Genomic DNA, 26,861 nt, shown 5'->3' with positions numbered 1-26,861 from the left:
GGCCCTTTTTGACGCAAGGACTTCCGGCCCGCGCCGGATGGAGGGGGGACCCATGTCACAAGACATTTCAAGGGGCGCGGCGGGCGGAAGCCTGGGCCGTCTTGCCCGCCGACCAGAGAGCGGGGCCTTCCTCGGGCTCGTCGTGGTCTATATCATTTTTGCCGTTCTGGGCGGCAAGGTCTTTCTCGGCGCGCCGGGCTGGTCGAGCTGGCTGAACATGGCGGCCGAGGTGGGGATCATCGCCCTGCCAGTCGGCCTTCTGATGATCGCGGGCGAGCTGGATATTTCCGTCGGGTCGGTTCTCCCGGCCTCGAGCCTGACCGTTGCCATCCTGTCAGGGCATTATGACCTGCCGCTCTGGATCGGGGTCGCTGGCGGGCTGGGTGTGGGGCTGGCGGTCGGGCTGGTGAACGGCCTTCTGGTCACACGCACGACAATCCCGTCGTTGATCATCACCATCGGCACGATGTTCGCGGTCATGGGCCTGACGCTGGGCCTGACCATCCTGATTGCTGGATCAACCGGGGTATTCGTCGTGCCGGATGCGCTGACGAAATCCGTCTTTGGGGCGGCTTTCGGGGGCATGTTCCAGATCGGCATCCTGTGGTGGGCCGGGTTTGTGCTGATCGTGCTGGCGCTTTTGCATGTCAGCCCCTGGGGAAACTGGGTATTCGCCATCGGCGGCGACCGTGACAGCGCCCGCAATGCAGGCATCCCCGTGGCCCGCGTGACCATCCAACTTTACATGATGTCGGGCTTTGCTGCCGCCTTTGTGGGCGTGACGCAGGTCGTGACCTTCGGCTCGGCCCAGGTTGCGGCAGGATCATCCTTCATCTTCAACTCCATCATGTGCGTGGTGATCGGCGGCGTCAGCCTGACCGGGGGCGCGGGATCGGTGATCGGCATCCTCTTCGGCACCATGACATTCTGCATCGTGAACCAGGGCATCTTCTATTCCGGGCTCGATCCCAATGTCGGTTCGATCATCATCGGGGCGCTGCTGCTGCTGGCCGTCCTGTCCAACGACAAGTTCCGCGCCATCGCGCTGAGCTATGCCGCCAAGAAGAAGTGAGGGCGCCATGTCTGTTCTGAGCGCATTCCTGCGGCGCCCGGCCGCCGGGTCCATCGTCAGCCTGATTGCTGTGGTCGGGTTCTACATCCTGTTCGGCGGCGTCAATGTCGTCACGCTTTTTGGTGCGGCCAGCTGGCTGAACTTTGCAGCGAACCTGGGCATCATCGCGATCCCGGTGGGGATCCTGATGATCGCGGGCGAGATGGATATCTCGATCGGCGCCATGATCCCGGCGGGGTCGATGGTGACGGCCATCATCTCGGGATACTACGGGCTACCGATCTGGGTGGCGATCCTTGCCGTGGTGGGCGTGGGTGTACTGGTGGGGCTGGTCAACGGGTTGCTGACCGTCAATACCACGGTGCCCTCATTGATCGTGACGCTGGGGACGCTGGTTGCCCTGCAAGGGATCGTGCTGTCGGTTTCGGTCTTTCTGACAGACAGTGTCAGCGTCGCGCTTGAAGCGCCGCCATGGGCCAAGCTGGCCTTCGGGCAGCTGATCGGCGGCAGCCATCAGGTGATCATCCTGTGGTGGCTGGGGCTGACGCTGGTCTTCGCGGCCTTCCTGCACCTCTCGCCCATCGGAAACTGGGTCTTTGCCATGGGGGGCGACAAGGTTTCGGCCCGCAACGCCGGCATCCCCACCCGCAAGCTGACCATCGGCCTCTTCATGGTTTCGGCGATTGCGGCGGCCTTCGTCGGCATGTGCCAGACCATCCAGTTCAACTCGGCCCAAGTGTCGGGTGGCATGGGTTACATCTTCAACGCCATCGTCAGCGTGGTGGTGGGAGGGGTCCTGCTGACCGGGGGGTTCGGGTCTGTCTTCGGCATCTTCTTCGGCACCCTGACTTTCGCGATTGTAAGCCAGGGCATCTACTTCACCCAGATCGACCGGAACTGGTCGAACCTCATCATCGGGGTCACGCTGCTCATCGCCGTCGGCATGAACGAAAGCTTCCGCAAGCTGGCCATGACCGCAATCCGCAAGAAAGGCACGAAGTAATGGAAATGGTCCATACAGCCCCCGTTCTGGAACTTCAGTCCGTCGACAAGTCCTTTGGCCCCATCGACGTTCTGCATGGGATCAGCCTCAAGGTCCACGCGGGTGAGGTGCTTTGCCTGCTGGGTGACAATGGCGCCGGGAAGTCCACGCTGATCAAGACGCTGGCCGGGGTGCATCAGCCGACGCGCGGCAAGATCCTGATGGACGGCGCCGAGGTCAGCTTTGCCACGCCGCGCGATGCCGCCGAACGGGGCATCGCCACGGTCCACCAATTTGGCGGCACCTTCCCGCTGATGTCCATCGGACGCAGCTTCTTTGTGGGGGTTGAACCCACCAAGGGCTGGGGGCCCTTCCGCATCTTTGATCGCAAAAAGGCCAATGACATCGCGGTCAAGGCAGTGCGTGATTTCGGCATCACCCGGATTGACGATGGCGACCGCCTGGTCGGCGGCCTGTCGGGCGGGGAGCGCCAGTCGCTGGCCATTGCCCGCGCCGTACATTTCGGCGCGCGCGTCCTGATCCTGGACGAACCTACCGCGGCGCTTGGCGTGAAACAGGCCGCCCATGTGCTGCGGATCATCAACGAAGCCAAGCGCCGGGGCCTCGCGGTGATCTTCATCACCCATCAGGTCATGCACGCAATGGCCGTGGGCGACCATTTCGCCGTTCTGATCCGCGGCGCGATTGCTGCCGATTTCCGCCGGGGCGAAAAAACCCGTGAAGAGATCACCGATCTTATGGCCGGGGGCGAGACGATGGCCGATCTCGAAGCCTCGATCGATGCACAGGAACGACGCCACGCCTGACTCCCTGCGGAGGTGCGCCCTTCATCGCGCCCCCGCCTCCCCCGTCAGCGCAGCCCCCGCTGCCTGATGATGCGACAGATCGGGGCCGGCCTCGGCCCCGATCGCCCTTTGACCCTCTGGAATAGAAAATCGGAATAAAATCATGCGGATAGCGGTGATCGGGGCGGGCCTAATGGGGGCCGACCACGCAAAGATAGTGGCAGAGGATCTGCCCGGAACCCGGCTGCAGGTCATCTGCGACATGGATGCCACCCGCGCCCGCAGCGTGGCCGATGCCACGGGTGCCGCCGATGTGGCCAATGACCCCGAGGGGGTCATCGCCCGCGCCGATGTGGATGCCGTGATCGTGGCCAGCCCCGATTTCACCCATGCGCCGCTCTCACTCGCCGCGATCCGGGCGGGGAAGCCTGTGCTGTGCGAAAAGCCGCTGTCGCAATCTTCGGCGGAATGTCTGGGCGTGATGGAGGCGGAAATCGCGGCCGGGCGCCGCTTCGTGCAACTGGGCTTCATGCGCCGCTACGATCAATCCTATGTCGAAATGCGCCGCGCCTTGGCCGAAGGCCGGATCGGCCGCGCGCTGATGATGCACAACTTCCACCGCAATGTGGAAACCCCCGCCGCCGATTTCACCGGCGCCATGGCCATCACCAATTCCGCACCGCATGAATTTGACGTGGTCCGCCATGTGCTGGGCTGCGAATATGCCAGCATCGCCGCCTGGCAACCCCGGCGCAGCGATGCGCGGGTCGCCCCTGTGGTCATGGTGCTGGAAACCACCGATGGCCAGATCGTCAATATCGAGATCAACAACAATGCGGCCTATGGCTATGATGTCCGCGCCGAGCTGGTGGGCGAGGGTGGGTCGATTGCGATGAACCCCGTCGCCTATACCCGGATGGATCAGGCGATGGCGCAATCCACGGGCTATGATGCCGATTGGCGCAGCCGTTACGCCGAAGCCTATCGCCGCCAGAACCGCGCCTTCCTGCGCTTTGCCGAAACCGGGGTCTTCCCCGAAATCGGGTCCAGCGCCTGGGACGGCTATGCCGCTGCCGTGGTGGCCGAAACCGGGGTGCGGGCGCTGACCAGCGGCCAGAAGCAACCCGTCCAGATGATGCAAAAGCCGGAGTTCTACAAATGAAGCTGGGGTTCGTTTCCGACAGCCTGGGTGGACTGTCCTTTGAGGCCATGCTGGCCCACGCCGCCCGCATGGGTGTCAGCGGGGTTGAGGTGAATACCTGCGGCTGGTCCACCGCCCCCCATTTCGATCTGAAGGGGATGCTGGGCAATGCCGCGCGGCAAAAGCAGTTCCTTCAGTCGTTCTCGGATCGTGGGCTTGAGGTCATCAGTCTGAACGCCAACGGCAACCCCCTGCACCCGACCGATCCGGCACAGGGCGAGGGGCTGAAAGATACCATCCGCATCGCGGGCGAAATGGGTATCAAGACCGTCTGCACCATGTCTGGCCTGCCTGCCGGATCGGCCAAGGATCTGATGCCGAACTGGGTCGTGTCCAGCTGGCCGCCCGAAACGCAAGAGATCTTGCGCTACCAATGGGAGGACCGGCTGCTGCCCTTCTGGTCCGAGATCGTCGCGCTGGCACAGTCCTGCGGGGTGGAGCGTATCGCGCTGGAGCTGCATGGCAACCAATGCGTCTATAACGTGCCCTCGCTTCTGAAGCTGCGGGCGGCGGTCGGGCCGGTGGTGGGCGCGAACCTTGACCCAAGCCACTTGTTCTGGATGGGCGCCGATCCCCTGATCGCGGCCGAGGCGCTGGGGGATGCGCTGTATCATGTCCATGCCAAGGACACCTTCCTCAACGCCCCCGTGCAGGCCACCACCAGCTTGCTGGAGAATGGCTCGCTCATGGATATTCCGGCGCGGAGCTGGTCCTACATCACCCTCGGTTTCGGCCATGGCGAGGAGTGGTGGCGCCAGTTCTGCTATCGGCTGAAGATGGCGGGCTATGACGGCTGGCTCTCGATCGAGCATGAGGATGTCTTGCTCAACTCACTGGAAGGGTTGGAGAAATCCGTCACCCTTCTGCAAGGCGTGATGCCTAAGGCCCCTGCCGATTACAAACCCCAAGCGATCTGAGAACGACCATGCCCTGGATTGATGCCTGTGCCACCGACGCCATCGACGCCGAAGACGTGATCCGCTTTGACCATGGCGGGCGCACTTTCGCGATCTACCGCAACCACGAAGATGGGTATTTCTGCACCGATGGCCTTTGCACGCATGAGGATATTCACCTCTGCGACGGGCTGGTGGTGGAGAATACCATCGAATGCCCGAAACATTCGTCGATCTTCAATTTCATCACGGGCGAGGTCGAAACCCCGCCCGCCTGCAACAACCTGCGTACCTATGCGACCAAGGTTGAGGCCGGCCGCGTTCTGATCGAGATCTGAAATGACCTTTCAACTTGCTGCCTGCGCCGAGATGCTCTGGCGTGATCGCCCCATCGCGTGGCGCGCCAGCCGTTTGAAGGACATGGGCTTTGGCGTGGGCCTCTGGAACTGGCCCGCGCATGACCTTGTGGCGCTGGAACGCACCGGTGCCACCTTCACCATCATGAATGGCTATCTCGAAGGGCGCCTTGCCGATGCCGAAGGGGCGGCGATGCTGCTTGCCTCGGCCCGCGAAACGGCGGCGGTGGGGCGGCGGCTTGGGGTCCAACGGCTCAATCTGCATGGCACAGGGTTGGGGGACATGGGTGTCCCGATCCCCCGGATCGGGTCGCATGCGCCGGGCGCCGAACTGGTGGCGCGCGATACGCTGCATCGTCTGTGTGATCTGGGCGAGGAGTTGGGGGTGGTCTTCACCCTCGAAAACCTCAATCCGATTGACCATCCGGGATGCCCGTTTGGTTCTACCGCGGCGGTGTTATCCTTGGTGTCGGCCGTTAATCGCCCGCAGCTGCGCATCAATCTTGATCTCTATCATACCCAGATCGGCGAGGGGGATCTGATCCGCTGGTGCCGCGCCTGCTTGCCCTGGATTGGCGAAGTTCAGGTCGCCGACAACCCTGGCCGCTGCGAACCCGGCACCGGCGAGATCAATTATCGCGCTGTGGCCCTTGCCCTGAAGGCGATGGGCTATTCCGGCCCGGTCGGGTTGGAAGCCTTCGCCCAAGGCGACGAGGATGCTGCCCTCACGGCTTTCCGTACTGCATTCACTGTTTGAAAGGGATAAATCATGGTCCACAAGGCAAACCGCCCGACTGTCCACGACATCCGCGCCATGAAGGCGCGGGGCCAGAAGATTTCCATGCTTTATGTCACCACGCCGGAAGAGGCGGCGGCGGCGGATGCGGCGGGGATCGATATGCTTTCCATCGAAGGCCGGTTTTTCACCCCCGAGATGCGCGAGGCCGCAGGGCGCTGCTTCGTGCAGGTCGGGCTGCCTTTCGGCGGATGGGGCAAGTTCGAGGGGCGGCATCTTTCGACCGCCGAAGATTATCTGCGCGCGGCCTTCCACTTCACAGCGATGGGGGGTGATTGTTTCTATTGCGCCGCATCTCTGGATATTCAGAAAGTGCTCTGCGACAACCATGTTCCGGTTGTTGCCCATGTCGGTCTGATCCCGTCTTACATCACTTGGACTGGCTGGCGTGCGGTGGGCAAGACCGCGACCGAAGCCCGGGCCGTCTGGAACCATGTGAAGCAACTTGAGGCGATCGGCTGCTTCGGGGCAGAGCTTGAGGTCGTGCCCGATCGTCTGGGCGCCTTCATCTCTCAGAATACGCCCATGATCATGCTGGGGATGGGGGCGGGGCCGGGGGCTGATGCGCAATACCTGTTTGCCGAAGATGTGCTGGGCTGCACCGACGGTCACAAGCCGCGCCACGCCAAGACCTACCGCAATTTCGCAGCCGAATATGCCCGCCTTCAAGCCGAGCGGATCGCGGCATTCCGGGAATTCGTGGCGGATGTGAATACGGGCGCCTATCCGCAGCCCCAGCATAACGTCGCGATGCCAGCGGAAGAGTTTGACGCCTTCACGGCCGGGCTGGCGACATAGGTTACTGCCTTTCCGGATTGGCGGGGGTGGTCAAGTGCTGCCCTCGCCCGATCGGATGGCCTGAATGCCGACTGCAGGGCAGGTCAAAACCATCGTTCTTGGGCGGGATGCCGCAGTTCATCCCCATTGGTGCCGCGCCATGCAGTGATCGGTGCATTGCGATGTGATTGACAAACTTCTGTGCAGCATGCTCGATGGTCGGGCGGGTTTTTGCCTGCTTTGAAGGAAATTGCCGATGTCGTACCGCCCGCCCGAAAGCTATGAAGAGCTGATCAAGCTGATCCATGATCGCTATGAGGACATGAGCAAGTCCTATCAGAAGATCGCGCTTTACCTGACGCAGAACCCCAATGATGTGGCGGTGCTGTCGGTCAATGCGATCGGGGCCAAATGCGGCATCCATGCCTCAAGCTTTGTGCGCTATGCCCAATCGCTCGGTTACAAAGGATTCAAGGAATTGCAGGCCGTGTTCCAGCGGCGGCTTTCGACCGCGGCGCCGGGGTTCGATGCCCGGGTCCGCGCGCTTGAGGCGGAACTGGGCGGCGCGAAAGAGGGAGAGCTTGGCTTTCTTGCCGATCTTGTCACCCGCGATGTCGCCTCGTTGCAGGATCTGCTGGCCACGATTGATCCGGCCAGTCTTGCCGCCGCGGCCGAGCTTCTGGAACAGGCGGATACGGTCTATCTGCTGGGCCAGCTGCGGTCCGTCCCGGTGGTCGAGCTGTTGCGCTATGTGCTGACGATGCTGGGCAAGCGCACGGTCTTGCTTGATCCCGGTGGCGGTCTTGCCACGCATATGGCCAAGGTGGCCCGGCCCGAGGATATGCTCTTTGTCGTTTCGTTCCGCTTCTATGCGACCGAGGTCGTGAACGTGGCCGAGGAAACCGCCGGGCGCGGCGTGCCGATCCTTGCGCTGACCGACAGCACCCTGTCGCCCTATGCCAAGCTTGCGCGCGTGCTGTTTGCGGTGCCGGAACACGAATACACCTTCTCGCGCAGTTTGGCGGCGCCGATGTGTCTGGCGCAGGCGCTTTGCGTGGCGCTGGCGTCGCGGCTGCAGAAGAACAGCCGCGACCCGCGCATTCCGGTGGTGACGGGGCCCTGATCGGCCCCGCGCCTCGCGTCAGACCTGCATCGGCCCCTTGGGCACCGGCATCCCTTCGGACACCGCCCCCCAGACCGACTGGTCGAAATTCACGATGGCGCCGGTCATCAGCCCGGCGTCGTCGGAGACCAGATAATTGACCGCCCGCGCGGCCTCGGCGGGGTCTACCAGACGACCGAAGGGCAGGGCGGCAGCGGCTTTCGCTTCCCAGTCCGGGTCGCCGCTTTCGGCCTGCAGGGCGCGTTCATGGTCTGACGCCATCCAGCCCACGTTCAGCTGGTTCACGCGGATGCGGTTTGCCATGACGGAGAAGGCGGTATTTGCCGTCAGCGTGGTCAGCGCCCCTTTGGTCGCACAATAGGCGTTGATGAAGGGCTGCCCGGCCAGCGCGGAAATCGAGCCGATGTTGCAGATGGCCCCTGACGTTCCCTTGGCGATCATCAGGCGGATCGCCTCTTGCATCAGGAAATAGGGGCCGCGGACATTGGTGGCGAACAGCGCATCGAAGGTTTCGGGCGAAGTGTCCAGAATGGTCCCCCGCGTGGTCGATGCCCCGGCATTCACCAGCACATCGACCCGGCCGAACAGGCGGTCGGCCTTGGCAAGGACGGCGCGGCAATCCTCGACCCGTGCAAGATCGGCGCGCAGGAAATGCGCCGCAATGCCGTGGGTTTCGGCAATCTCGCGCGCGACCCGGGCGCCCCGTTCGGCATTGCGCCCGGTGATGATGATCCCCTCGGCCCCCGCCGCCGCAAGGCGCCGCGCAATCGCCGCCCCGAGGCCCTGCGTCGCCCCGGTGATGACGCAGATCTTGCCATCCATCCGGTTCATTGCACCACCTCATATCCCGCGGCCGCCATCACCCGCAGCAGCTCGGCATGGCCCTTGATCGCCATGTCCAGCGGCGGCGAGACCTTGGGGTCCTGCTCCGCCTCGACCACGAACCATCCCAGATAGCCCTTGGCGGCCAAGGCCTTCACGATGGCCTCGAAATCCAGACTTCCGTCGCCCGGAACGGTGAAAGCGCCCTTCACCACGGCGTCAAGGAAGCTTTCGCGGCCACGGTCCAGCCCATCGACCACGGCGCGGCGGATGTCCTTGGTGTGAACATGGGTGATGCGCGCGTGATGGGTGTCGATCACGCGCAGATTGTCACCGCCCGCAAAGGCCATATGCCCGGCATCGAACAGCAAGGGCACGCTGGAATGTTTCATCAGCAGGTCCAGCTCGGCCTCGGTTTCCACGACAGCGGCCATATGGTGGTGATAGCTGATCGGCATCCCCTGACCGGCGCACCAATCGGCGAAGTCGCTGATCTTGCGGCCATAGGCGGCCATTTCGGCCTCGGTCAGGCAGGGTTTCGTGGCCAGCGGCGCCGATTTCACCCCCTGAATGCTGCGCGCCGTTTCGCCATAGACGATGCAGGGCGCCCCCGCCGCCTTGAAGAACGCAAGCTGTTGGGCGATGCGGTCCTTTTCGGCTTCAAGATCGCCATCAAGCAGAAGACCGGAAAACCAGCCCCCGCAGACGGAAATGCCATATCTTGACAGGATCGGGCCAAGTTCGGCCATGTCCATCGGGAAGCGGCGCCCGGTTTCCATGCCGGTGAACCCCGCGACCGAAGCCTGGCGGAGGCATTCCTCAAGGCTCACGTCATCGGACAGTTCCGCCAGATCATCATTCCACCAGGCGATGGGGGCGATGCCAAGTTTTGCTTTCATCTTTGTAACCCTCGTTCAAATTCCGATGCGCTGCTTGGCGCGGATGGCATCTTGCTGGGCGCGGGCCTGCCGGACGCTGTCGCGTTCCGACACCTCGGGGACGCCCACATCCCAATCAGCATCACCCGGCACCCAGGCATAGGCATCGGTCACGATGGACAGAACTGTGGTGCGGTCATTGCCCTTGGCCCATTGGAGTGCTGCGGCCAGATCTGCAAGACTGTGGCACTGGCGTGTTGCCGCACCCATGGCGGCAGCATGGGCAGCGAAATCCACATGCAGCGGGTTCTCGGGGGTCTGGATACGGCAGTCCTTGAGCAGATTGTTGAAACCCGGCACGCCCTTGAACTGTTGCAAGCGGCTGATCACGGCATAACCGCCATTGTCGCAGACGATGACGATCATCTTGTGGCCCGAAAGGACGGCCGAATAGATGTCGGAATTCATCATCATGTAGGTGCCGTCGCCCAGCATTACGATGGGGGTGCCGCCGGCGGCGCCGGGGCCGTCCTGCGCCATGGCGCAGCCCCAGCCCGCGGCAATTTCATAGCCCATGCAGGAAAAGCCGAATTCCAGATCGAAGGTATTGGGCGCCTTGACGCGCCACCCCTTCGCCACTTCCCCGGGGATGCCACCAGCGGCGGAAATCAGGGTATCCGTCTCGCCCGCGGCCGCATTCACCACTTGCACCACCTGGGCATAGGTTGGGATCGGCGCATTGGTCGGCGCCTGATGGCTGTCGAGCAGCGCATCCCATTCGGCAAACAGGGCCTTGGCGCGGGGCAGGTGAGCGGCGGGGGCAACCCAGGATCCCAGCGCCTGATCCAGATCCCCGATGGTTTCCAGCGCATCGCCCTGCACCGCCAGCGCCCGATGCTTGACCGCATCATGGCGCGCGGCATTGATGGCGATGAAGCGGGCGTCGCGCGCGAAGGCCGTCCATGATCCGGTGGTGAAATCCTGCAACCGCGTTCCGATGGCCAGGATCACATCCGCCTCTGCCGCAAGGCTGTTGGCGCTGGTGGAGCCGACAATCCCGATCGGCCCGGCATGGACCGGGTGGTAATGCGTCAGCCCGCCTTTCCCCGCGATGGTTTCCACCACCGGGATGCCGCGCGCGGCGGCAAAGCGGGCGAGCGCATCCTCGGCCCCGGAATAGCGCACGCCCCCGCCAGAGACGATCAGCGGCTTTTGCGCCGTCCGCAGCAGGGCGGCAGCCTCGATCACCGCCTGACGGTCGGCGCGGGGGCGGGGGATGCGCCACAGGCGGTCTTCAAAGAATTCAACCGGATAGTCGAAGGCAATTTCCTGCGTATCCTGCGGCAGGCCGATGAAGGCGGGGCCACAATCTGCCGGGTCCAGCATGGCCGACACCGCCTGCGGGAGTGAGCTGATGATCTGCGCGGGGTGGGTGATGCGGTCCCAGTAACGTGTCACTGCCTTGAAGGCGTCATTGGCGGTGAGGGTGGGGTTGTTGAAATGCTCAAGCTGCTGCAGCACCGGGTCGGGCAGGCGGTTGGTGAAGGTATCGCCCGCAATCAACAGCACCGGCAGGCGATTGGCATGGGCCGTTCCCGCCGCCGTCACCATATTCAGCGCGCCCGGCCCGATGGATGATGTCGCCACCATGATCTGCCGCCGCCGCTTGGCCTTGGCAAAGCCGATGGCCGCCAAGGCCATGGACTGTTCGTTTTGCCCCCGCCAAGTGGGCAGGCGATCCTGCACGCCCTCCAGCGCCTCGGACAGGCAGGTCACATTGCCATGGCCGAAAATCCCGAACACCCCGCCGAACAGCGGCACGCGCTGGCCGTCAATTTCGGTGAATTGCACTGTCAACCAGCGCACCAGCGCCTGCGCCATCGTCAGGCGAATCGTCGAGCGTTCCATGATGCCTCCTCCCTCGATATGCGTCGTGACCATAATGGTGAGCATTATAAGTTGACAATAGATGTTATTGGCAATGAATATTGCATAAGATGAATCGGGAGGATGCAAGGTGATCTACGCAGGGTTCGGGCTTTACATCGGTGGCACCTGGTGCGCGGCGAGCGGCGGGGCCACGGCGCCGGTGTTCAGCCCCGTGACGGAACAGCCCCTGGGTCAATGCCCGGTGGCATCCGCAGCCGATACCGCCGCCGCGATCGAGGCGGCTGCAAGGGGCCTTGCCGTCTGGTCAGCCACCCCGGCCTTCGACCGCGCCGAGGCCCTGCACCGCATCGCCGATGAAATGACCCGCCGCGCCGATGAGGCGGCGCGCATGATCTCGACCGAGACGGGGAAACCCATCGCCCAGGCGGGCCGGGAATGGGGTCTCAGCATCGATCAGTTCCGCTGGTATGCCGAAGAGGCCCGCCGCATCTATGGCCGCATCGTCGAAAGCCGCGTGCCGAACGGGCGGTTCGAGGTGCATCATGAACCCGTCGGCATCGTGGCGGCCTTCACCGCCTGGAATTTCCCGGCAGCCCTGATTGCGCGCAAGGTCGCTCCCGCCCTTGCGGCAGGCTGTTCGGTCATCCTGCGCCCGTCCTCGCAGACACCGGGCGTGGCGATGGTGATGGTTGACTGCATCCGCGCGGGAACCCTGCCCGCCGGTGCAGTCAACCTGATCATCGGCCCCACCGCCGCGACCTATGCGCCGCTGATGGCTGACAAGCGGGTCCGCAAGGTCAGCCTGACCGGATCGACCCGCGTGGGCCAGCAGATGATCCGCGATGCGGCGGCGACGCTGAAAAAGGTGTCGATGGAGCTTGGCGGCAATGCCCCGGTCATCCTGCATGAGGATTGCGATCTGGAGGCGGCGCTTGACCTGTGCGTGCCGACGAAATTCGCCAATGCCGGGCAGGTCTGCGTCACGGGTGACCGGTTTTATGTGCATGAGAGCCTGCAGGATGCCTTTGTCGAAGGCTTTGTCCGCCGTGCGCGGGCGATCCGGCTGGGCGATGGGCTGGACCCTGCGGTGGGCATGGGGCCGCTGATCAATGCGGGGCGTCTGGCGGAAATGGAGCGTATCGTTTCCGGGGCGCTGGCGGCGGGGGCGCAGCTGGCGACGGGCGGGCAAAGGGCGCCGGGCTTCAACACCGGCCATTTCTTTGAACCCACCGTGCTGACGCATTGCACCGATGACATGCCGGTCATGGCCGAAGAAAACTTTGGCCCCATCGCCGCGATCAGCGCCTTCCGGACCGAGGATGAGGCGCTGGCCCGCGCCAATGCCAGCGACATGGGCCTGTCTGCCTATGCCTTCACCCGCAGCCCGGCCCGCGCGCGCCGCATGGTCGCGGGGCTGAAGGCGGGGATGGTGGGGATCAATTCTTTCGCCATGGCGGCCTCGGAAGCCCCCTTTGGCGGCACCAACCATTCCGGAATGGGCCGCGAAGGCGGGGCCGAAGGCATCCGCGATTACCTTGATGTGAAATCCAGCCAAATGGTGTGGGCATGATCCCGAACAGGTTGAAACAGATCTGGGCCGAGGGACGGCCCGCCTTGAACGGCTGGTGCAGCATCGGCAATCCGTTCACGGCAGAAATCATGGCGGCGCAGGGGTTTGACAGCCTGACCATCGACATGCAGCACGGCGCGCTGGATTACAGCGCCCTCTTGCCCATGTTCCAGGCAATGCGCGCGAGCGGGGCCACGCTGATGGCGCGCGTGCCCTGGCTGGAACCCGGCATCATCATGAAAGCGCTGGACGCCGGGGCCTATGGCATCATCTGCCCCATGGTGAACACGGCTGCAGAGGCAGCCCGGTTTGTCAGCTATCTGCGCTATCCGCCGCTGGGGCAGCGCAGCTTCGGCCCCACGCGCGTGTCCTTTGCCGCCGGTGCGAATTACGCGGCCGAGGCCAATGACCAGATCCTTGCCTTTGCCATGATTGAAACCGCCGAGGGCATGGCGAACCTTGACGCCATTGCCGCCACGCCGGGTCTGGACGGGCTGTATGTCGGTCCGGCAGATCTGACGCTCTCGCTCACTCAGGGGCGGCTTGCGCCCGGCTTCGACCGGGAAGAGCCGGAAATGATCGCCGCTCTGCAGACCATCGTTGCCGCCTGTCGCGCCCATGGTCTGCGCGCGGGCCTGCATTGCGGCACGCCGGAATATGCCGCCCGCGCCATCGGCTGGGGGTTTGATCTGACCACCGTCGGGGGGGACAGCCGCTTTCTGGCCGCTGCCGCCGGGGCTGCCGTGGCAGGGTTCCGCAAGGCCACCGAGGGCATCGCGCGCCCGAATGAAAAGGGGGGCTACTGATGCCGCATGTGTTGGTCGCAGGCCAGATCCACCCTTCGGGCCTGCGCCTCTTGCAGGATTCCCCGGACGTGACGTTCGATCTGGTCGAGGAGGTTTCTGAACCCTCTTACGCCGCGCGGATCGGGGCGGCAGATGCGCTGATCCTGCGGACCCAACCGCTGCGTGCCGCGACCATCGCCGAGGCCGGGCGGCTGAAGATCGTTTCGCGCCACGGGGTGGGGTTCGATGCCGTCGATGTAGCCGCCCTTGAGGCGCGGGGGATCGCGCTGGCCGTGGTGGGCGATGTGAACACCGTGGCCGTGGCAGAGCATGCGATGATGATGATCCTGGCCGCCACCAAGCGCGTCCTGCGTGCCGACAGGGCCGTGCGCGACCCCGCATTCTGGGGGTGGCGCAACCGGCTCGAGGCGGCCGAGGTGCGGGGCAAGACGCTGTTGGTGCTGGGCTATGGTCGCATCGGGCGCCATCTTGCGGGTCTGGCCGCGGCCTTTGGCATGACCGTCATTGCCCATGATCCCTGGCTGGAACGGCAGGGCTGGCCCCCGGGGCCGGTCCGCCCGGTCGGCGATCTGGCGGATGCGCTGGCGCAGGCGGATGTGATCTCGGTTCATATGCCCCGCGCTGACCGCCCGGTGATCGGAGCGGTCGAGCTTGCGCGGGTCAAGCCCGGTGCCGTGCTGGTCAACACCGCGCGGGGCGGGATCGTCGATGAAGCCGCACTGGCTGCGGCGCTGCGCGCGGGGCGTATCGGGGCGGCGGGGCTTGATGTCTTTGACGATGAACCGCCTGCGCCGGACCATCCGCTTCTGGCGTTCGACCAGGTGCTGCTCTCGCCCCATATCGGCGGGCTGACAGCCGAGGGCGCCGAGCGGCTTGCCGTGCATTCGGTGCAGAACGTGCTCGATTTCTTTGCGGGGCAGCTTGATCCCGCGCTTGTCGTCAATCGTGCGGGGATCGCCCGCCGGGAAGATGTGAAATGACCAAACCCAAACTGCGTATCGGCCTGATCGGCACGGGCTTCATGGGCAAGACCCATGTTTTCGGCTTTGCCTCGGCTCCTCGCGTCTTCGACCTGCCCTATGAGCTTGAGCTGCATACCGTGGCCGATATCACCCCGGAAGCGGCGGCCCGGGCGGCGGCGGCCTTCGGCTTTGCCCATGCCACCGCTGACTGGCGGCGCATCATCGACAACCCCGAGATCGACGTCGTGGACATCACCGCCCCCAATGCCCTGCACAAGGAGATGTCGCTGGCCGCGATCCGGGCGGGCAAGCATGTCTATTGCGAAAAACCGCTGGCCCCCCTTGCGGCAGATGCGCGGGAAATGGCGCTGGCGGCCGAGGCGGCGGGCGTGAAGACGCAAGTCGGGTTCAACTACCTTTGCAACCCGATGATCGGCCTTGCACGTGAGATGATCGCCGCAGGCGAACTGGGGGAAATCCGCGGCTATCGCGGCATCCATTGCGAAGATTACATGGCCGATGCCGAGGGCGCCTTTACCTTTCGCCATGATCCCGCCGGGGGCGGGGCGCTGGCCGATATCGGTAGCCACGCCCTTGCCACGGCCGAATTCCTTTGTGGCCCGATCACCCGCGTGATGGGCGATTGCGTCACCATGATCGCGACCCGCCCTGATGGCAAAGGGGGGCGGCGCGAGGTGGTGACCGATGATGTGGGCCGCGCCTTCCTGCGGTTTGAAAACGGCGCGACCGGCAGCATAGAGGGCAACTGGATCGCCACCGGGCGCAAGATGCAGCATGATTTTGAAATCTACGGCACCAAGGGCGCGCTCGCCTTCAGCCAGGAACACTTCAACGTCCTGCACTACTACAGCACCGCCGATGCCAAAGGTCGGCAGGGGTTCCGCCGGATCGAGGCGGGGCCGGACCATGCGCCCTATGGCCTCTTCTGTGTCGCGCCGGGCCATCAGCTGGGCTTCAACGATCTGAAGGCGATCGAGGTTGCAGGCTATGTCAATGCCATTGCAGGCAAGACGGCAGAGCCTTTCAACTTCCGCAAGGGGCTTCGCATCCAGACGCTGGTGGAAGCGATCCAGACCAGCAGCCGCGACCAGCGCTGGAGGGATGTGCAATGACCCTGCAGGTCGGGGTCATCGGTCTGGGCGTGATGGGGGCCGAACATCTGCGCCTCTTGCGCGAGGAAACCGCGGGGGCTGCGGTGGTGGCCATTTGCGACGCCGATGCTGCGCGGGCCCGCACGCTGGCCGCGGGGGCAGATGTCTTTGACGATCCCTTCGCGCTGATCGCCTCGGACCGGGTCGAGGCGGTGGTCATTGCATCGCCCGACGCGACACATGCGGGGCTGGCGCTGGCCTGTCTTGCGGCGGGTAAACCGGCCTTGTGCGAAAAACCGCTTGCCCTGACGGCCGGGGAAGCCCTGCAGATCGTCAACGCGGAGGCGGGCGTTGGGCGCAGGCTTTTGCAGGTGGGCTATATGCGGCGTTTCGATCCCGCCTATTGCGACATGAAGCGCAGCACCGAGGATGGGCTGATCGGCCCACCCGTGCTGCTGCACAACACTCACCGCAACGCCGGGGCGCCAGACTGGTTCACCGGCGCAATGGCAATCACCAATTCCTTCGTGCATGAGATCGACATCAGTCGTTGGTTGCTTGGGTCCGAACCCGTTTCAGCCATGGTTCATGCCGCCCCCGGCCGTGACCCCCTGCTGATCACGCTAGAGACGGAGCGGGGCGAACTGATTTCGACCGAGGTCTTCATGAATGCGTGCTACGGCTATCACGTCCATGCCCAGATCGTCGGCCGAAGCGGCACGGTAGAGATGGCCCAACCTGCGGTCATGCTGACGAACAGCGCGATGCAGCATGGTCACCGCTACTCGGAGAACTGGGTGCCACGCTTCCGGGATGCCTATCGCCGTCAGATGGGGGCCTGGGTGCGCTCGGTTTCGACAGGGGTGCCGGTCGGGGCTTCGGCCTGGGATGGGTATGTTGCAACGACCATTGCAGAGCAGATCGTGGCGGCATTGGGGGGTTGCGGCAAGGTGTCGCTCACGCTTGCCCCGCGCCCCGATTTCTACCGCTGACATCTGCCTTGACCGAAGGATTCGAAGATGCCCCTCCGCCTTGCCCTGAACCGCACCTGCGCGCCGCAGTTGCCGCTGACGGACTTCCTTGCGCTTGCGGTGGCCGCCGGGGCGCAGGCGGTCGAGATCCGCAATGATATCGAAGGCCGCGAATTCGCCGATGGCACGCCTGCAGCCGAGGTCCGCGCGCGGGTTGATGGGGCAGGGCTGGCCATCGCCTCGGTCAACGCGCTGCAACGCTTCAATGACTGGTCGCCCGCTCGGGCCGTTGAGGCCGAACGGATCATCGCCTATGCCGCGGCCCTGGGTGCGCCGGGGGTGGTGCTGTGCCCGGTGCATGATCCCGGCCACGGCTGGTCAGAGGCGGAGAGCGCACGCAACCTTCGTACCGCCCTGCAAAATCTGCGTCCGATCCTGATGGATCACGGGATGATCGGATATGTTGAGCCGCTCGGGATGCGCGGTTCGACCCTGACGCGACAGGATGTGGCGGTTGCCGCCGTGTCCGATGTCGATGGATGGGACGTCTACCAGCTGTGCTTCGACACGTTCCAGTATTATCGCTGCGGGGATAGCGCGGTGTTTCCCGACCGGATCGGACTGGTCCATATCTCGGGCATTCCGCGCGCCGATCTTGCGCCGGGGGATCTGAATGAACCCGACCGCGGGCTCGTTTTCCTTGATGATCGCGTCGGCAACATCGGCCAACTGCGGGCGCTGCGGGCTGCGGGCTATGACGGGTTTGTCTCGATGGAGCCTTTCAGCCCCTCGGTGCAATCTGATCCCCAATTGGCGGCGCGCCTGCGGGCCAGCCTCGATTTTGTTGCCGCTGCCAGCGGCGCGGGTCAATGACGGCGGCGATGCGCGCCTTTGCCCGTGGCGTCACATCGCGCTGAAGCCCACTGAGGGGCCGGAAATTTACACCGGCCATCGCTGTGATCGGGGCGATCTGCGTCGGTCCTCGGCTTGGGGCAGGGACTGTCGGTACTTGGGCGGACTACCCGGTGATGTCGTGGCAACCGCATCATAGACCAAACATCATCAATAATTGACACATTGTATTTCATGCGATTCGCGGTGCGCGTGGCCATGCTTCGTAATTCGTAGCAATATGTTGTTTTTGCATTATAAAATGAAATAACAATAAAAATTGCAACATATTGACTATTGTCATAAATAAATGCAGCATCCTTTGGCGAGGGGAAAAACCCCCGCAGCGGGAGGAGCCGCCAGACGTCGAAAAAAGGGACAACCCGGAGCCATCGCTTCCGGGAACGGCGAAGATCATCGCCGAAACAAGGGAGGAAGAACGTGAGCCTGAACAAGTTCAAGACCGCCGCATTGGCCGCCGCGACAACCTTGGTTCTGGGGGCGGGGGCAAGCTTTGCCCAAACCCAGGAAAAGGACTGGTCCCATATCAACATCCTATTCGTGCCGTGGTCGCAGTCGTCCAACCCGTTCTTCGAGGCGGTGGTGAACGGCGCCAAGGATGCCGCACTTCAGCAGGGTGTGAACATCGACGTGCAATTTGGCGAAGAGGACCAACAGCACCAGCTTGGCATTCTTGAAACCGGGATTGCGAACAAGGTCAGTGCCATCGCCGTGAACATCGCCGATGACAACGCCTATATCGATGTTCTCTGCAAGGCGATGAACGAGGGGATCCCGGTCGTCACCTTCAACATTGATGATTCACGCCACGGGGCGCCGGGTTCGACCTGCCGCATGGCCTTCATGGGGCAGAATTTCGTTGATGCGGGCTATGTGCTGGGCAAGCGCATGATCGCGGAACACGGCCTGAAAAAGGGGGATGTCGTCTTCACCCCGGTCGAGGCGCCGCAGGCCACCTATGCCGTCGAACGTCATGCCGGGGTGCAGAAGGCGCTGGATGAAATCGGGGCCACCTCGGAAATCCTCGGGACGGGGAATGACCATGCACAGGCGCTCAACCTCATGACGCAGTATCTGCTGGGTCATCCCGATACGGCTGCGGTGATCGGTCTGGGCCAGACCCCGACCAGCCAGGCGGTGCAGGCGATCCGCGATGCGGGGATGTCGATCCCGGCGGGTGGTTTCGATGTGTCGTCCGAGATCCTTGAAAACATCAAGAACGGCGAGCTGACGGCCACCGTCGACCAGCAACCCTACAGCCAAGGCTATTACGCGGTGACCCAGCTCGCGCTCAATCTCAAATACGGGCTCTACCCGTCCGAGATGGACACCGGCGGCACGGGGCTGATCGACAAGTCCAACTTTGAAAAGGCCGTTGAATGGGCCGGTCCGGTCCGCTGACCGCCCCTTCATCACGGGGTGCCGCGACGGTTTGCGCGGCGGCGCCCCTCCACCAGACCCACGCAGGTGAGCCAGATGACAGCAGCCCATTCCGACCCTATCCATTCGCAATCCGATCACATCCGCCGCGCCGTTTCGGACCGCGCCAAACGACCGCTTACCGTCAAGGTCATGGACTGGGTCCGTGACCGCCCCGAAGGCGGGATCGCGGTCATGTTCGTTCTGGTGCAGCTCTGCTGCATCATCGGCGCCTTGCTCTTTCCTGAAAGCTTTCGCTACCTCCTTCCAGCGAACCTGTCGGTTCTGCTCAAATCCATCGCGGTGCCCGGCATCATGGCGCTTGGCGTCGGGGTGCTGATGGTGGCGGGGGAATATGACCTGTCGGTCGGGGCGGTCTATTCGCTGCTGTCGATCGTCTGCGCCAATCTGGCCAATGCCATGCTGGGCGATATCGGCATGGACCCGCATAGCGCCCTTGCCCCCTTCGCGGCGATGGCCGTGGCGCTGACACTCGGGGTGGCGATCGGGCTGTTGCATGCCTTCGTCACGCTGCGCTTCAATATCCCGTCCTTCATTACCACGCTGGGCGGCATGCTGCTGTGGAAGGGCACGACGCTGCTGGTGCATGGCGCCTCGGCGCTGCGCTTCAAGCCGACCGAGCCCTTTGCCACCCTTTTCGGTGGCGGGCTGGGGATCATCCATGCCTCGATGATCTGGTTCCTGGCCTTTGCGCTGCTGTTCTATTTCCTGCTGCATCATCACCGGCTGGGGAACCACTTCTACGCCGTGGGGGGCAACCGCAACGCGGCCGTGGCCATCGGCATCAATCCCAACCGCACCAAGGCCATCGCCTTTGCCATCGCGGGCTTCATGGCGGCACTGTCGGGCGTGATCGCGGCGACCCGCGTGGGGTCGATCCAGCCGGGCGGCGGCCTGGGGATGGAGCTGCAGACCATCGCGGCCTGCGTCATCGGCGGCTTTGCCCTGAACGGGGGCCGGGGCTCGATCCTCGGGATCGTGCTGGGCACCGCGCTCGTCTTCACCATTCAGGACGTGCTGCTTCTTTTGCGCGCCCCCGCCTTCTACTTCGACATGTTCGTCGGTGCGCTGATCGTCATCGCCGTCGTCATGAACACCGCAATCCGCCGTGGCAGGGCGTAATGGAGGCCCGAATGACTGTGCATACCGAACCGCTGCGCCCCGCCGGCCTTGCAGGCCATCCCGGTGCTGGCCTGGTCCCGACCGAGACCCCGCTTTACGAGATGCGTAACATCTGCAAGCGCTACGGGTCTTTCACCGCGCTCGACAACATGAATTTCCACATCGGCCGCAATGAGGTGGTGGGTCTTCTGGGCGACAACGGCGCCGGGAAATCGACGCTGGTGAAGATGATCTCGGGGATCAACCCGCCGACCTCGGGCGAGATCTATGTGAACGGAAAGCGCACCGAGATCCGCAACCGATCAGACTCCGAGGCGGCGGGGATCGAGACGATCTATCAGGACATCGCCCTTGTCGATTCCATGTCGATCACGCGCAACATCTTTCTGGGGCGGGAACTCGTGAACCGCTGGGGGTTCATGGATCATCGCCGCATGCAGGAGGTGGCGATCCAGATCCTGGGCAGCGCGGTGCAGATTTCCGGCATCGACAACCCGGACAAGGAGGTGGGCTTTCTCTCTGGCGGCCAGAAACAGGCCGTGGCCATCGCGCGGGCGGTGCATTTCAAGCGCAATATCCTGCTGCTGGATGAACCGACCTCGGCGCTGTCGGTGCGCGAAACCGAACATCTGCTGGCCTATGTCCGCGATCTCAAGCGCGAGGGCACCTCAAGTGTTCTGGTTACGCACAACCTCTATCACGCCTTCCAGGTTTGCGACCGCTTCGTGGTGATGAGCCACGGCACCAAGGTCTTCGAGGCGCGCAAGGAAGACACCACCATCGAAGAGGTGACGGATCACGTCATCCGCACCTGAGCGCGGCCGAAAGGCCGCCCTTTTCCCTTCAATCGCAATCAGATGGACTTGGTATTTCAATGGGTCTTGCCGGAACTGAATTCTATCCGCCCGCAGAACGCAGGCTGCGCCTCGGCATTGTCGGGGGTGGGCGTGGCGCCCTTGTGGGGCAGTGGCACTGGTCGGGGGCGCGGCTTTCGAACCGCTGGGATCTGGTGGCGGGGGCGCTGTCGTCGGACCCGGAAACGGCGCGCAGCTCGGGGCGCGACTGGATGCTGGCCGAGGATCGCATCTATGACGACTGGCGCGAAATGGCCCGCGCCGAGGCCGCCCGCCCCGACGGGATCGAGGCCGTGGCCATCTGCACCCCGAACTGGTCGCACCGCATGATCGCCGAAGCCTTCATGGATGTGGGGATCGACATCATCTGCGACAAACCCATGACCCTTTCGCGGGAAGACTGTCTGGCGCTGGAACAGCGTCAGCGCGAAACAGGCGTCGTCTTCGCCGTGACACACCCCTATCCCTACCACCCGATGGCCCGTCAGGCGCAGGAGATGATCCGCGCCGGGGCGATCGGCACTGTGCGGCAGGCTCAGGTCGAATACGCGCAGGATTGGGCGACGGGGCCGGATGACCCGAACTCCAAAAGCCTGGCCTGGCGACGCGATCCCGCGCGGATCGGGCGGGCTTCGGCCACGGGAGATATCGGGTCGCATGCCTTCCAGATGCTGGAGTTTGTGACCGGGCAGACGGTCACCCATCTACGCGCCGATTTTCACGTCTGCGGCGCCCCGAAGGCGATGGAGGATACCGCCTTCCTGAACCTGCGGCTGGCCAATGGCGCGCCCGCGGCCATGTGGATCACTCAGGCCGCCCCCGGCAATTACTGCGCCCTGCGCTTCCGCATCTATGGCGACAAGGGCGGGTTGCAGTGGGATCAGGAATTCCCCGAAACCCTGCGCTACACCCCCCTCAATGCGCCCGAACAGATCATCGTCCGCGGCCATGGGGCGGGTGTCGTGCCTGCCGCCGAACGCATGGTCCTGCTGCCGCGGGGGCATGGCGAATCCCTCTCGGATGCCTGGGGCAGTCTTTACCGTGAAATCGCCATCGCCGTGGCCGCGCGCCGCAAAGGCGAAGCCGTGCCCGAGGGGCTGCTGAACCTGCCCGACATTCACACCGGATCGCGCGGGGTGCGCTTCATCAATTCGGCCGCCGACAGCCATGAAGCTGGCGGCAGCTGGGTTCCGCTGAGCTGAACGGGGGGAAAAGATGCGTATCGCCCTGGACCCGTTCATGCACCGCCATCTGAGCCTGGTCGCTCTGCCCCGCAAGGTGCGCGAGCTGGGCTATGACTGGATCGAGCTTTCGCCCCGCGCCGATTTTCTGGAGTGGTTCAAGGCGCCGCGCGTCTTTCCTGACCGCATCCGCGATTTCCGCGCGGCGCTGGCGGCCGAGAATGTGAAGATCGCCTCGCTGCTGCCGATGTATCGCTGGGCCTCGAATGACGAGGCCGAACGCCAGGCCGCCGTCCGCCACTGGAAACGTGCCATTGAGATCGCGGTCGAGTTGGAGGTCGATACCATGAACTCCGAATTCGGGCGCGGGCCGCACCCGGACAAGGGGTCCTGCTACTGCTGCAACACCGGAAGCATGATCGAAACCTGCGAAGAGGCTTGGTGGCGGTCGATGGAAGAGCTGGTGCCCCTGCTGGAGCGCGAGGGCATCAACCTGCATATCGAACCCCATCCCGAGGATTGGGTCGAAACCCTGCAACCTGCTGTCGATCTGATCCGCACCGTGAATTCGCCGCGGGTCAAATTCCTCTACTGCGCGCCGCATACCTTCTATTTTGGCGATGACACGCGCGCCATGCTGCGGGAATGTGCCGATGTGCTGGCCCATGTCCATGTCGGGGACACGTTCAACCACAAGGCCAGCTCGGGGTTGCGCTATATCCTCAACCCGCCGGGCACGCAGGCGCGCGTGCATCAGCATCTGAACATCGGTCAGGGCGAGGTGCCCTGGGACGATTTCTTCGGCACGCTGGCCGAGATCGGCTTTGACGGGATCATGACGGCCTGCGTCTTCGCCTGGGAAGACAGGGCCGACCAATCCGGCCGCTTCATGCGCGCCGAGATGCAACGCTACATCGACACCTATTGGCAGAAGTGAGCGCGGGGATGGATGATCTGAAATACGGAACCCGAAACAAGCGCGGCGATTGGACCCCGAAGACACCGTTGAAGATTGCGCCCATCTACCGTTTGCCCTGGTCGGCGGCCGAGATCTTCGCCTTCGTGAATGGATATTTCCTGCCGTGGAACCTGGCGTTCATGGGGCTGGCGACGGTCTATTGGGTTTACCTTACGCCCGATCTGGAGACGCTGGCCACGCTTTCGCCGGGTTGGGTGCTGTTGCTGCTGGGGCGCAATGCCCTGGCCGTGCTGATCTTTTTCGGCGCGATGGAGCTTCGGCTCTATGTGCTTCGCAAGCAGGGCAACCAGTTCAAATACAACCATCGCTGGCCGTCCGAGAACAAGTCGGATGTCTTCATGTTCAAATCCCAGACGATCGATGGCGCGATCCGCACCTTCACCACGGGCGTGCCGATCTGGACCGCCTATGAGGTGATGATCCTGTGGTGCTATGCCAATGGCATCGGCGCCTGGAGCAGCCTTTCCGCACATCCGGTCTGGTTCGTCCTGCTGTGGCTAGCGGTGCCAATCTGGCATGAATTCCATTTCTACTGCATCCACCGCCCGCTGCACTGGCCCTGGTTCTACAAGCACATCCATTCGGTCCACCACAACTCGGTCAACCCGAGCCCCTGGTCCTCCTTGTCGATGCATCCGGTGGAACAGCTTCTCTTCTTTTCCAGCTCGCTGCTCTATTTACTGGTGCCGGCCCACCCGCTCTTTGCGCTCTATCACCTGCAGCTTTCGGGGCTGGGTTCGATCGTCGGTCATATCGGCTTCGACAAGATCGTGCTGGGGGATGAAAAGCTGATGGATACCCACACCTACAATCACTACCTGCACCACAAGTATTTCGAGGTGAATTATGGCGACGGGACAGTGCCGCTGGACAAGATCTTTGGCACCTATCACGACGGGACGGCTGCCTCGGATGCCGTGCTGGAACAACGCATGAAACGGCGGCGCGACAAAATGGCCGCAAGGGGCTGAGGTTTCACTTTTACACCTCTGACCTGCACTGGCCTGCTCCGCGAAACTGCCTGTCATGCCCCCCGCCTCATCCCGTTTCGGGCCTGTTACCGGGGGGCGGTCAGGCCGCGCAAGGTGGGGTGGTGCAGTGGCTCAGGCCAGGCGGCGTGCGGCAAGCCAGTTCAAGGCGGCCATCACCCCTGCGGTTCCAAGGCAGAGCGGCAGACCGCCCAGTTGATAGCTGACGCCCGACAAGAGCGTGCCCATCAGCCGTCCGGCTGCATTCGCCATGTAGTAAAATCCGACATCCTGGCTCACCCGCTCTGCCCGGGAAAATGCGAGGATCAGATAGGAATGGACCGAGGAGTTGACCGCAAAGACGAAGCCGAAAGCGAGGAGCCCGATCACGAGCAGACCGCTCAGCCACAGGGCCGGGGCGCCCGCCGCCCCTGTGGCCAGTGCCAGCGCAAAGGGGATCGGCACCAGATAGCCAGCCCAGGCAATGGTCCTGGCGACGACTTCAGACTCGGGTCGACCTTTGGTCGCCAAAAGCTTGGGTGCCGCAGTCTGCACTGCGCCATAGGCAATGATCCAGAGCGCCATGAAGCTGCCGATGATGAAAAAGGCGGCTCGGCGGCTGTCGGGGGTTCCGTCGGACAGGATCGACTGAAAATAGACGGGAATTCCCACAACGAACCACACATCGCGCGCCCCGAATAGAAACATGCGTGCCAGGCTGAGCCGGTTAACCCGCACATCCTGTGACCAGATCGAGGAAAGCTTGGCGTCCTTCCTGCCCATCGGCAGGCCGGCCGGCATGAAGGCCCAGACCCCGATCAGGATCGCCGAAAGGACCGCCGCCATCCCCCATACCGCACCCTGGAACCCCGCCAGCGCCAACAGCGCGGCGCCCAGGAAGAAGCCCAGACCCTTCACCGCATTTTTCGATCCGGTCAGCAGGGCAACCCAGCGGAAGAGGCCGCCATCCTCTTTCGGGGCCAAGAGTTTGACCGCCGATTTTGACGACATCTTGGCAAGGTCCTTGGCCACGCCACTTAACCCCTGAACCGCCATCACGAAGACGACAGAGGCACCGATGCTCCATCCCGGATCCAGTTGCGCGAGCCCGACCAAGGCCACGATCTGCATCAACAGCCCTGACCACAGCGTCACTGCCAGGCCGAACCGTGCCGCGATCCATCCTGCCGCAAGATTTGTGACAATCCCCGCCAGTTCATAGAGCAGGAACAGCCATGCAAGCTGCACCGGGCTGAAGCCCAGACCGTTGAAATGAAGAAGCACCAGCATGCGCAAGGCGCCATCAGAAAGCATGAAGGCCCAATAGGCCGCTGTCACCGCCGCATAGGCACGCAGGCTCTGGATCTGGCTGTTCACAGTGACCCCGACACCATGCGGACGATGTCGGCCAGACGGCAGGCATAGCCCCATTCATTATCGTACCATGCAAAGATCTTCACCTGCGTGCCATTGATCACCATTGTCGAAGGGGCGTCGATGATCGACGAGCGCGGATCATTGGTGAAGTCACAGGACACAAGTGGTCGTGTCTCATAGCCCAGGATGCCTTTCAGGGGGCCATCCGTGGCAGCTTGGAAGAGGGCGTTGACCTCCTCCACCGTTGTCGCCCGCTCCACCTCGAACACGCAATCGGTGAGCGAGGCATTCAAAAGCGGCACCCGTACCGCATGGCCGTTCAGGCGACCCTTGAGCTCTGGATAAATGAGCGTGATTGCCGTGGCCGACCCTGTTGTCGTGGGGATCAGGTTCATCAGTGCCGACCGTGCGCGGCGCATGTCCTTGGCCGGGCGGTCGACGATGGTCTGGGTGTTGGTGACATCATGGATCGTGGTGATCGACCCATGACGAATGCCGAGGCCGTCATGGATCACCTTGACCACCGGGGCGAGGCAATTGGTTGTGCAGGACGCCGCCGTCACCACATCATGGATCTTGGGGTCGTAGTCGTCATGGTTGATCCCGTAGACGATGTTCAAGGCGCCGCCGTCCTTGACCGGGGCAGAGACGACAACTTTCTTCACCCCCGCTGCGAAATAGGGTGCGATCTTTGCCTTGGTCTTGAAAACGCCGGTGCAGTCTATCACCACGTCAATGCCCATCTCGGCCAAGGGAAGATCTTCGATCCGCTTGGCCGAAGTCACCCGGACCCGCACGCCATTCAAGGTCAGGCTTTCGGCATCATGCTCGATCTCGGCCCTCCAGCGGCCATGGACGGAGTCGAATTCCATCAACAGGGCATGCTGTTCGGGCGTCCCGGATGGATCATTGATCAGCGCGATCTCGCCCCCGGCTCCGGTGTCGATCAGATCGCGGAGCGCAAGCTTGCCGATGCGGCCGAGGCCGTTCAAAGCGATACGTGTCATG

The 26,861-nt window shown here is 63.5% G+C and carries 26 protein-coding genes; 21 read left to right on the top strand and 5 right to left on the bottom strand.

From position 1 onward, the window contains the following. Nucleotides 1-52 precede the first annotated feature (52 nt). The 9 genes from IE101_RS14720 (at nt 53) to IE101_RS14680 (ending at nt 8,009) form a co-directional block, all read left to right on the top strand. Nucleotides 53-1,072: an ABC transporter permease gene (locus IE101_RS14720; RefSeq protein WP_229804199.1), complete on the top strand. Its 1,020-nt coding sequence runs from the start codon at nt 53-55 to the stop codon at nt 1,070-1,072. A 7-nt stretch (nt 1,073-1,079) separates the two neighbouring features. Next, nucleotides 1,080-2,075, top strand: a complete 996-nt coding sequence (locus tag IE101_RS14715) for an ABC transporter permease (RefSeq protein WP_189634608.1) — start codon at nt 1,080-1,082, stop codon at nt 2,073-2,075. Nucleotides 2,076-2,080: 5 nt separating this feature from the next. Then, nucleotides 2,081-2,881: an ATP-binding cassette domain-containing protein gene (locus tag IE101_RS14710; protein WP_189634607.1), complete on the top strand. Its 801-nt coding sequence runs from the start codon at nt 2,081-2,083 to the stop codon at nt 2,879-2,881. Between the two features lie 142 nt (nt 2,882-3,023). Further along, the gene (locus tag IE101_RS14705) at nt 3,024-4,022 is read left to right on the top strand and encodes a Gfo/Idh/MocA family oxidoreductase (protein WP_189634606.1); all 999 of its coding nucleotides are present in this window, start codon (nt 3,024-3,026) and stop codon (nt 4,020-4,022) included. Next, on the top strand, nt 4,019-4,978 hold the full coding sequence (locus IE101_RS14700) for a sugar phosphate isomerase/epimerase family protein (protein ID WP_189634605.1): 960 nt from the start codon (nt 4,019-4,021) through the stop codon (nt 4,976-4,978). The genes IE101_RS14705 and IE101_RS14700 overlap by 4 nt, the downstream gene beginning before the upstream one ends. A gap of 8 nt (nt 4,979-4,986) precedes the next feature. Next, nucleotides 4,987-5,295, top strand: coding sequence for a MocE family 2Fe-2S type ferredoxin (locus tag IE101_RS14695; protein WP_189634604.1), 309 nt, complete (start codon nt 4,987-4,989; stop codon nt 5,293-5,295). 1 nt (nt 5,296) lies between these two features. After that, entirely contained in the window at nt 5,297-6,070 is a 774-nt protein-coding gene (locus tag IE101_RS14690) for a TIM barrel protein (protein WP_189634603.1), read from the top strand. 12 nt (nt 6,071-6,082) lie between these two features. Continuing rightward, entirely contained in the window at nt 6,083-6,907 is an 825-nt protein-coding gene (locus IE101_RS14685; protein ID WP_189634602.1) for a 3-methyl-2-oxobutanoate hydroxymethyltransferase, read from the top strand. 235 nt (nt 6,908-7,142) lie between these two features. Next, nucleotides 7,143-8,009, top strand: coding sequence for a MurR/RpiR family transcriptional regulator (locus tag IE101_RS14680; RefSeq protein WP_189634601.1), 867 nt, complete (start codon nt 7,143-7,145; stop codon nt 8,007-8,009). A gap of 18 nt (nt 8,010-8,027) precedes the next feature. Here IE101_RS14680 and IE101_RS14675 read toward each other — a convergent pair whose 3' ends face one another. Genes IE101_RS14675 through iolD form a run of 3 tightly spaced genes read right to left on the bottom strand, consistent with a single transcriptional unit; the run spans nt 8,028 to nt 11,617 of the window. Continuing rightward, a complete protein-coding gene (locus tag IE101_RS14675) occupies nt 8,028-8,840 on the bottom strand; it encodes an SDR family oxidoreductase (RefSeq protein WP_189634600.1) in 813 nt (270 codons plus the stop codon). Further along, a complete protein-coding gene (gene iolE, locus IE101_RS14670) occupies nt 8,837-9,730 on the bottom strand; it encodes a myo-inosose-2 dehydratase (RefSeq protein WP_189634599.1) in 894 nt (297 codons plus the stop codon). Before iolE ends, IE101_RS14675 begins: the two co-directional genes overlap by 4 nt. 15 nt (nt 9,731-9,745) lie before the next feature. Continuing rightward, the gene (gene iolD / locus IE101_RS14665; protein ID WP_189634598.1) at nt 9,746-11,617 is read right to left on the bottom strand and encodes a 3D-(3,5/4)-trihydroxycyclohexane-1,2-dione acylhydrolase (decyclizing); all 1,872 of its coding nucleotides are present in this window, start codon (nt 11,615-11,617) and stop codon (nt 9,746-9,748) included. 109 nt (nt 11,618-11,726) lie between these two features. Between iolD and IE101_RS14660 the strand changes: the two genes are divergently transcribed. The 12 genes from IE101_RS14660 to IE101_RS14605 all read left to right on the top strand — a co-directional run bounded on the left by IE101_RS14660 (nt 11,727) and on the right by IE101_RS14605 (nt 24,479). Then, nucleotides 11,727-13,169, top strand: coding sequence for an NAD-dependent succinate-semialdehyde dehydrogenase (locus tag IE101_RS14660; protein WP_229804197.1), 1,443 nt, complete (start codon nt 11,727-11,729; stop codon nt 13,167-13,169). Further along, nucleotides 13,166-13,975, top strand: a complete 810-nt coding sequence (locus IE101_RS14655; RefSeq protein WP_189634597.1) for an HpcH/HpaI aldolase family protein — start codon at nt 13,166-13,168, stop codon at nt 13,973-13,975. Before IE101_RS14660 ends, IE101_RS14655 begins: the two co-directional genes overlap by 4 nt. Next, nucleotides 13,975-14,955, top strand: coding sequence for a hydroxyacid dehydrogenase (locus IE101_RS14650; RefSeq protein WP_189634596.1), 981 nt, complete (start codon nt 13,975-13,977; stop codon nt 14,953-14,955). The genes IE101_RS14655 and IE101_RS14650 overlap by 1 nt, the downstream gene beginning before the upstream one ends. Then, nucleotides 14,952-16,070 (top strand): Gfo/Idh/MocA family protein, encoded by a 1,119-nt coding sequence (locus tag IE101_RS14645; protein ID WP_189634595.1) that lies wholly within the window; start codon nt 14,952-14,954, stop codon nt 16,068-16,070. The genes IE101_RS14650 and IE101_RS14645 overlap by 4 nt, the downstream gene beginning before the upstream one ends. Then, nucleotides 16,067-17,041, top strand: coding sequence for a Gfo/Idh/MocA family oxidoreductase (locus IE101_RS14640; protein ID WP_189634594.1), 975 nt, complete (start codon nt 16,067-16,069; stop codon nt 17,039-17,041). Before IE101_RS14645 ends, IE101_RS14640 begins: the two co-directional genes overlap by 4 nt. A 27-nt stretch (nt 17,042-17,068) precedes the next feature. Continuing rightward, complete coding sequence (locus tag IE101_RS14635; RefSeq protein ID WP_189634593.1) at nt 17,069-17,893, top strand: TIM barrel protein; 825 nt, start codon at nt 17,069-17,071, stop codon at nt 17,891-17,893. A gap of 459 nt (nt 17,894-18,352) precedes the next feature. After that, nucleotides 18,353-19,333: a substrate-binding domain-containing protein gene (locus IE101_RS14630; RefSeq protein ID WP_189634592.1), complete on the top strand. Its 981-nt coding sequence runs from the start codon at nt 18,353-18,355 to the stop codon at nt 19,331-19,333. A 75-nt stretch (nt 19,334-19,408) separates the two neighbouring features. Then, nucleotides 19,409-20,494 (top strand): ABC transporter permease, encoded by a 1,086-nt coding sequence (locus IE101_RS14625; protein WP_229804195.1) that lies wholly within the window; start codon nt 19,409-19,411, stop codon nt 20,492-20,494. A gap of 11 nt (nt 20,495-20,505) precedes the next feature. After that, nucleotides 20,506-21,309: an ATP-binding cassette domain-containing protein gene (locus tag IE101_RS14620; protein WP_189634591.1), complete on the top strand. Its 804-nt coding sequence runs from the start codon at nt 20,506-20,508 to the stop codon at nt 21,307-21,309. A 59-nt stretch (nt 21,310-21,368) separates the two neighbouring features. Continuing rightward, nucleotides 21,369-22,550: a Gfo/Idh/MocA family protein gene (locus tag IE101_RS14615; protein WP_189634590.1), complete on the top strand. Its 1,182-nt coding sequence runs from the start codon at nt 21,369-21,371 to the stop codon at nt 22,548-22,550. A gap of 13 nt (nt 22,551-22,563) precedes the next feature. Then, nucleotides 22,564-23,466: a sugar phosphate isomerase/epimerase family protein gene (locus IE101_RS14610; protein WP_189634589.1), complete on the top strand. Its 903-nt coding sequence runs from the start codon at nt 22,564-22,566 to the stop codon at nt 23,464-23,466. A 68-nt stretch (nt 23,467-23,534) separates the two neighbouring features. Further along, nucleotides 23,535-24,479 (top strand): sterol desaturase family protein, encoded by a 945-nt coding sequence (locus IE101_RS14605; protein WP_229804194.1) that lies wholly within the window; start codon nt 23,535-23,537, stop codon nt 24,477-24,479. A gap of 132 nt (nt 24,480-24,611) precedes the next feature. On the opposite strand, the gene arsJ is transcribed toward IE101_RS14605, so the two are convergent. Both arsJ and IE101_RS14595 read right to left on the bottom strand, forming a co-directional pair. Further along, the gene (gene arsJ, locus IE101_RS14600; protein ID WP_229804208.1) at nt 24,612-25,790 is read right to left on the bottom strand and encodes an organoarsenical effux MFS transporter ArsJ; all 1,179 of its coding nucleotides are present in this window, start codon (nt 25,788-25,790) and stop codon (nt 24,612-24,614) included. Nucleotides 25,791-25,849: 59 nt separating this feature from the next. Further along, nucleotides 25,850-26,860: an ArsJ-associated glyceraldehyde-3-phosphate dehydrogenase gene (locus tag IE101_RS14595; RefSeq protein WP_189634586.1), complete on the bottom strand. Its 1,011-nt coding sequence runs from the start codon at nt 26,858-26,860 to the stop codon at nt 25,850-25,852. Nucleotide 26,861: the final 1 nt, after the last annotated feature.

It is taken from the genome of Gemmobacter lanyuensis (genome assembly GCF_014652355.1).
GTDB lineage: Bacteria > Pseudomonadota > Alphaproteobacteria > Rhodobacterales > Rhodobacteraceae > Gemmobacter > Gemmobacter lanyuensis.
Note: the sequence above shows the minus strand (reverse complement) of the source record. Positions and strands in the feature narration are given on the sequence as shown.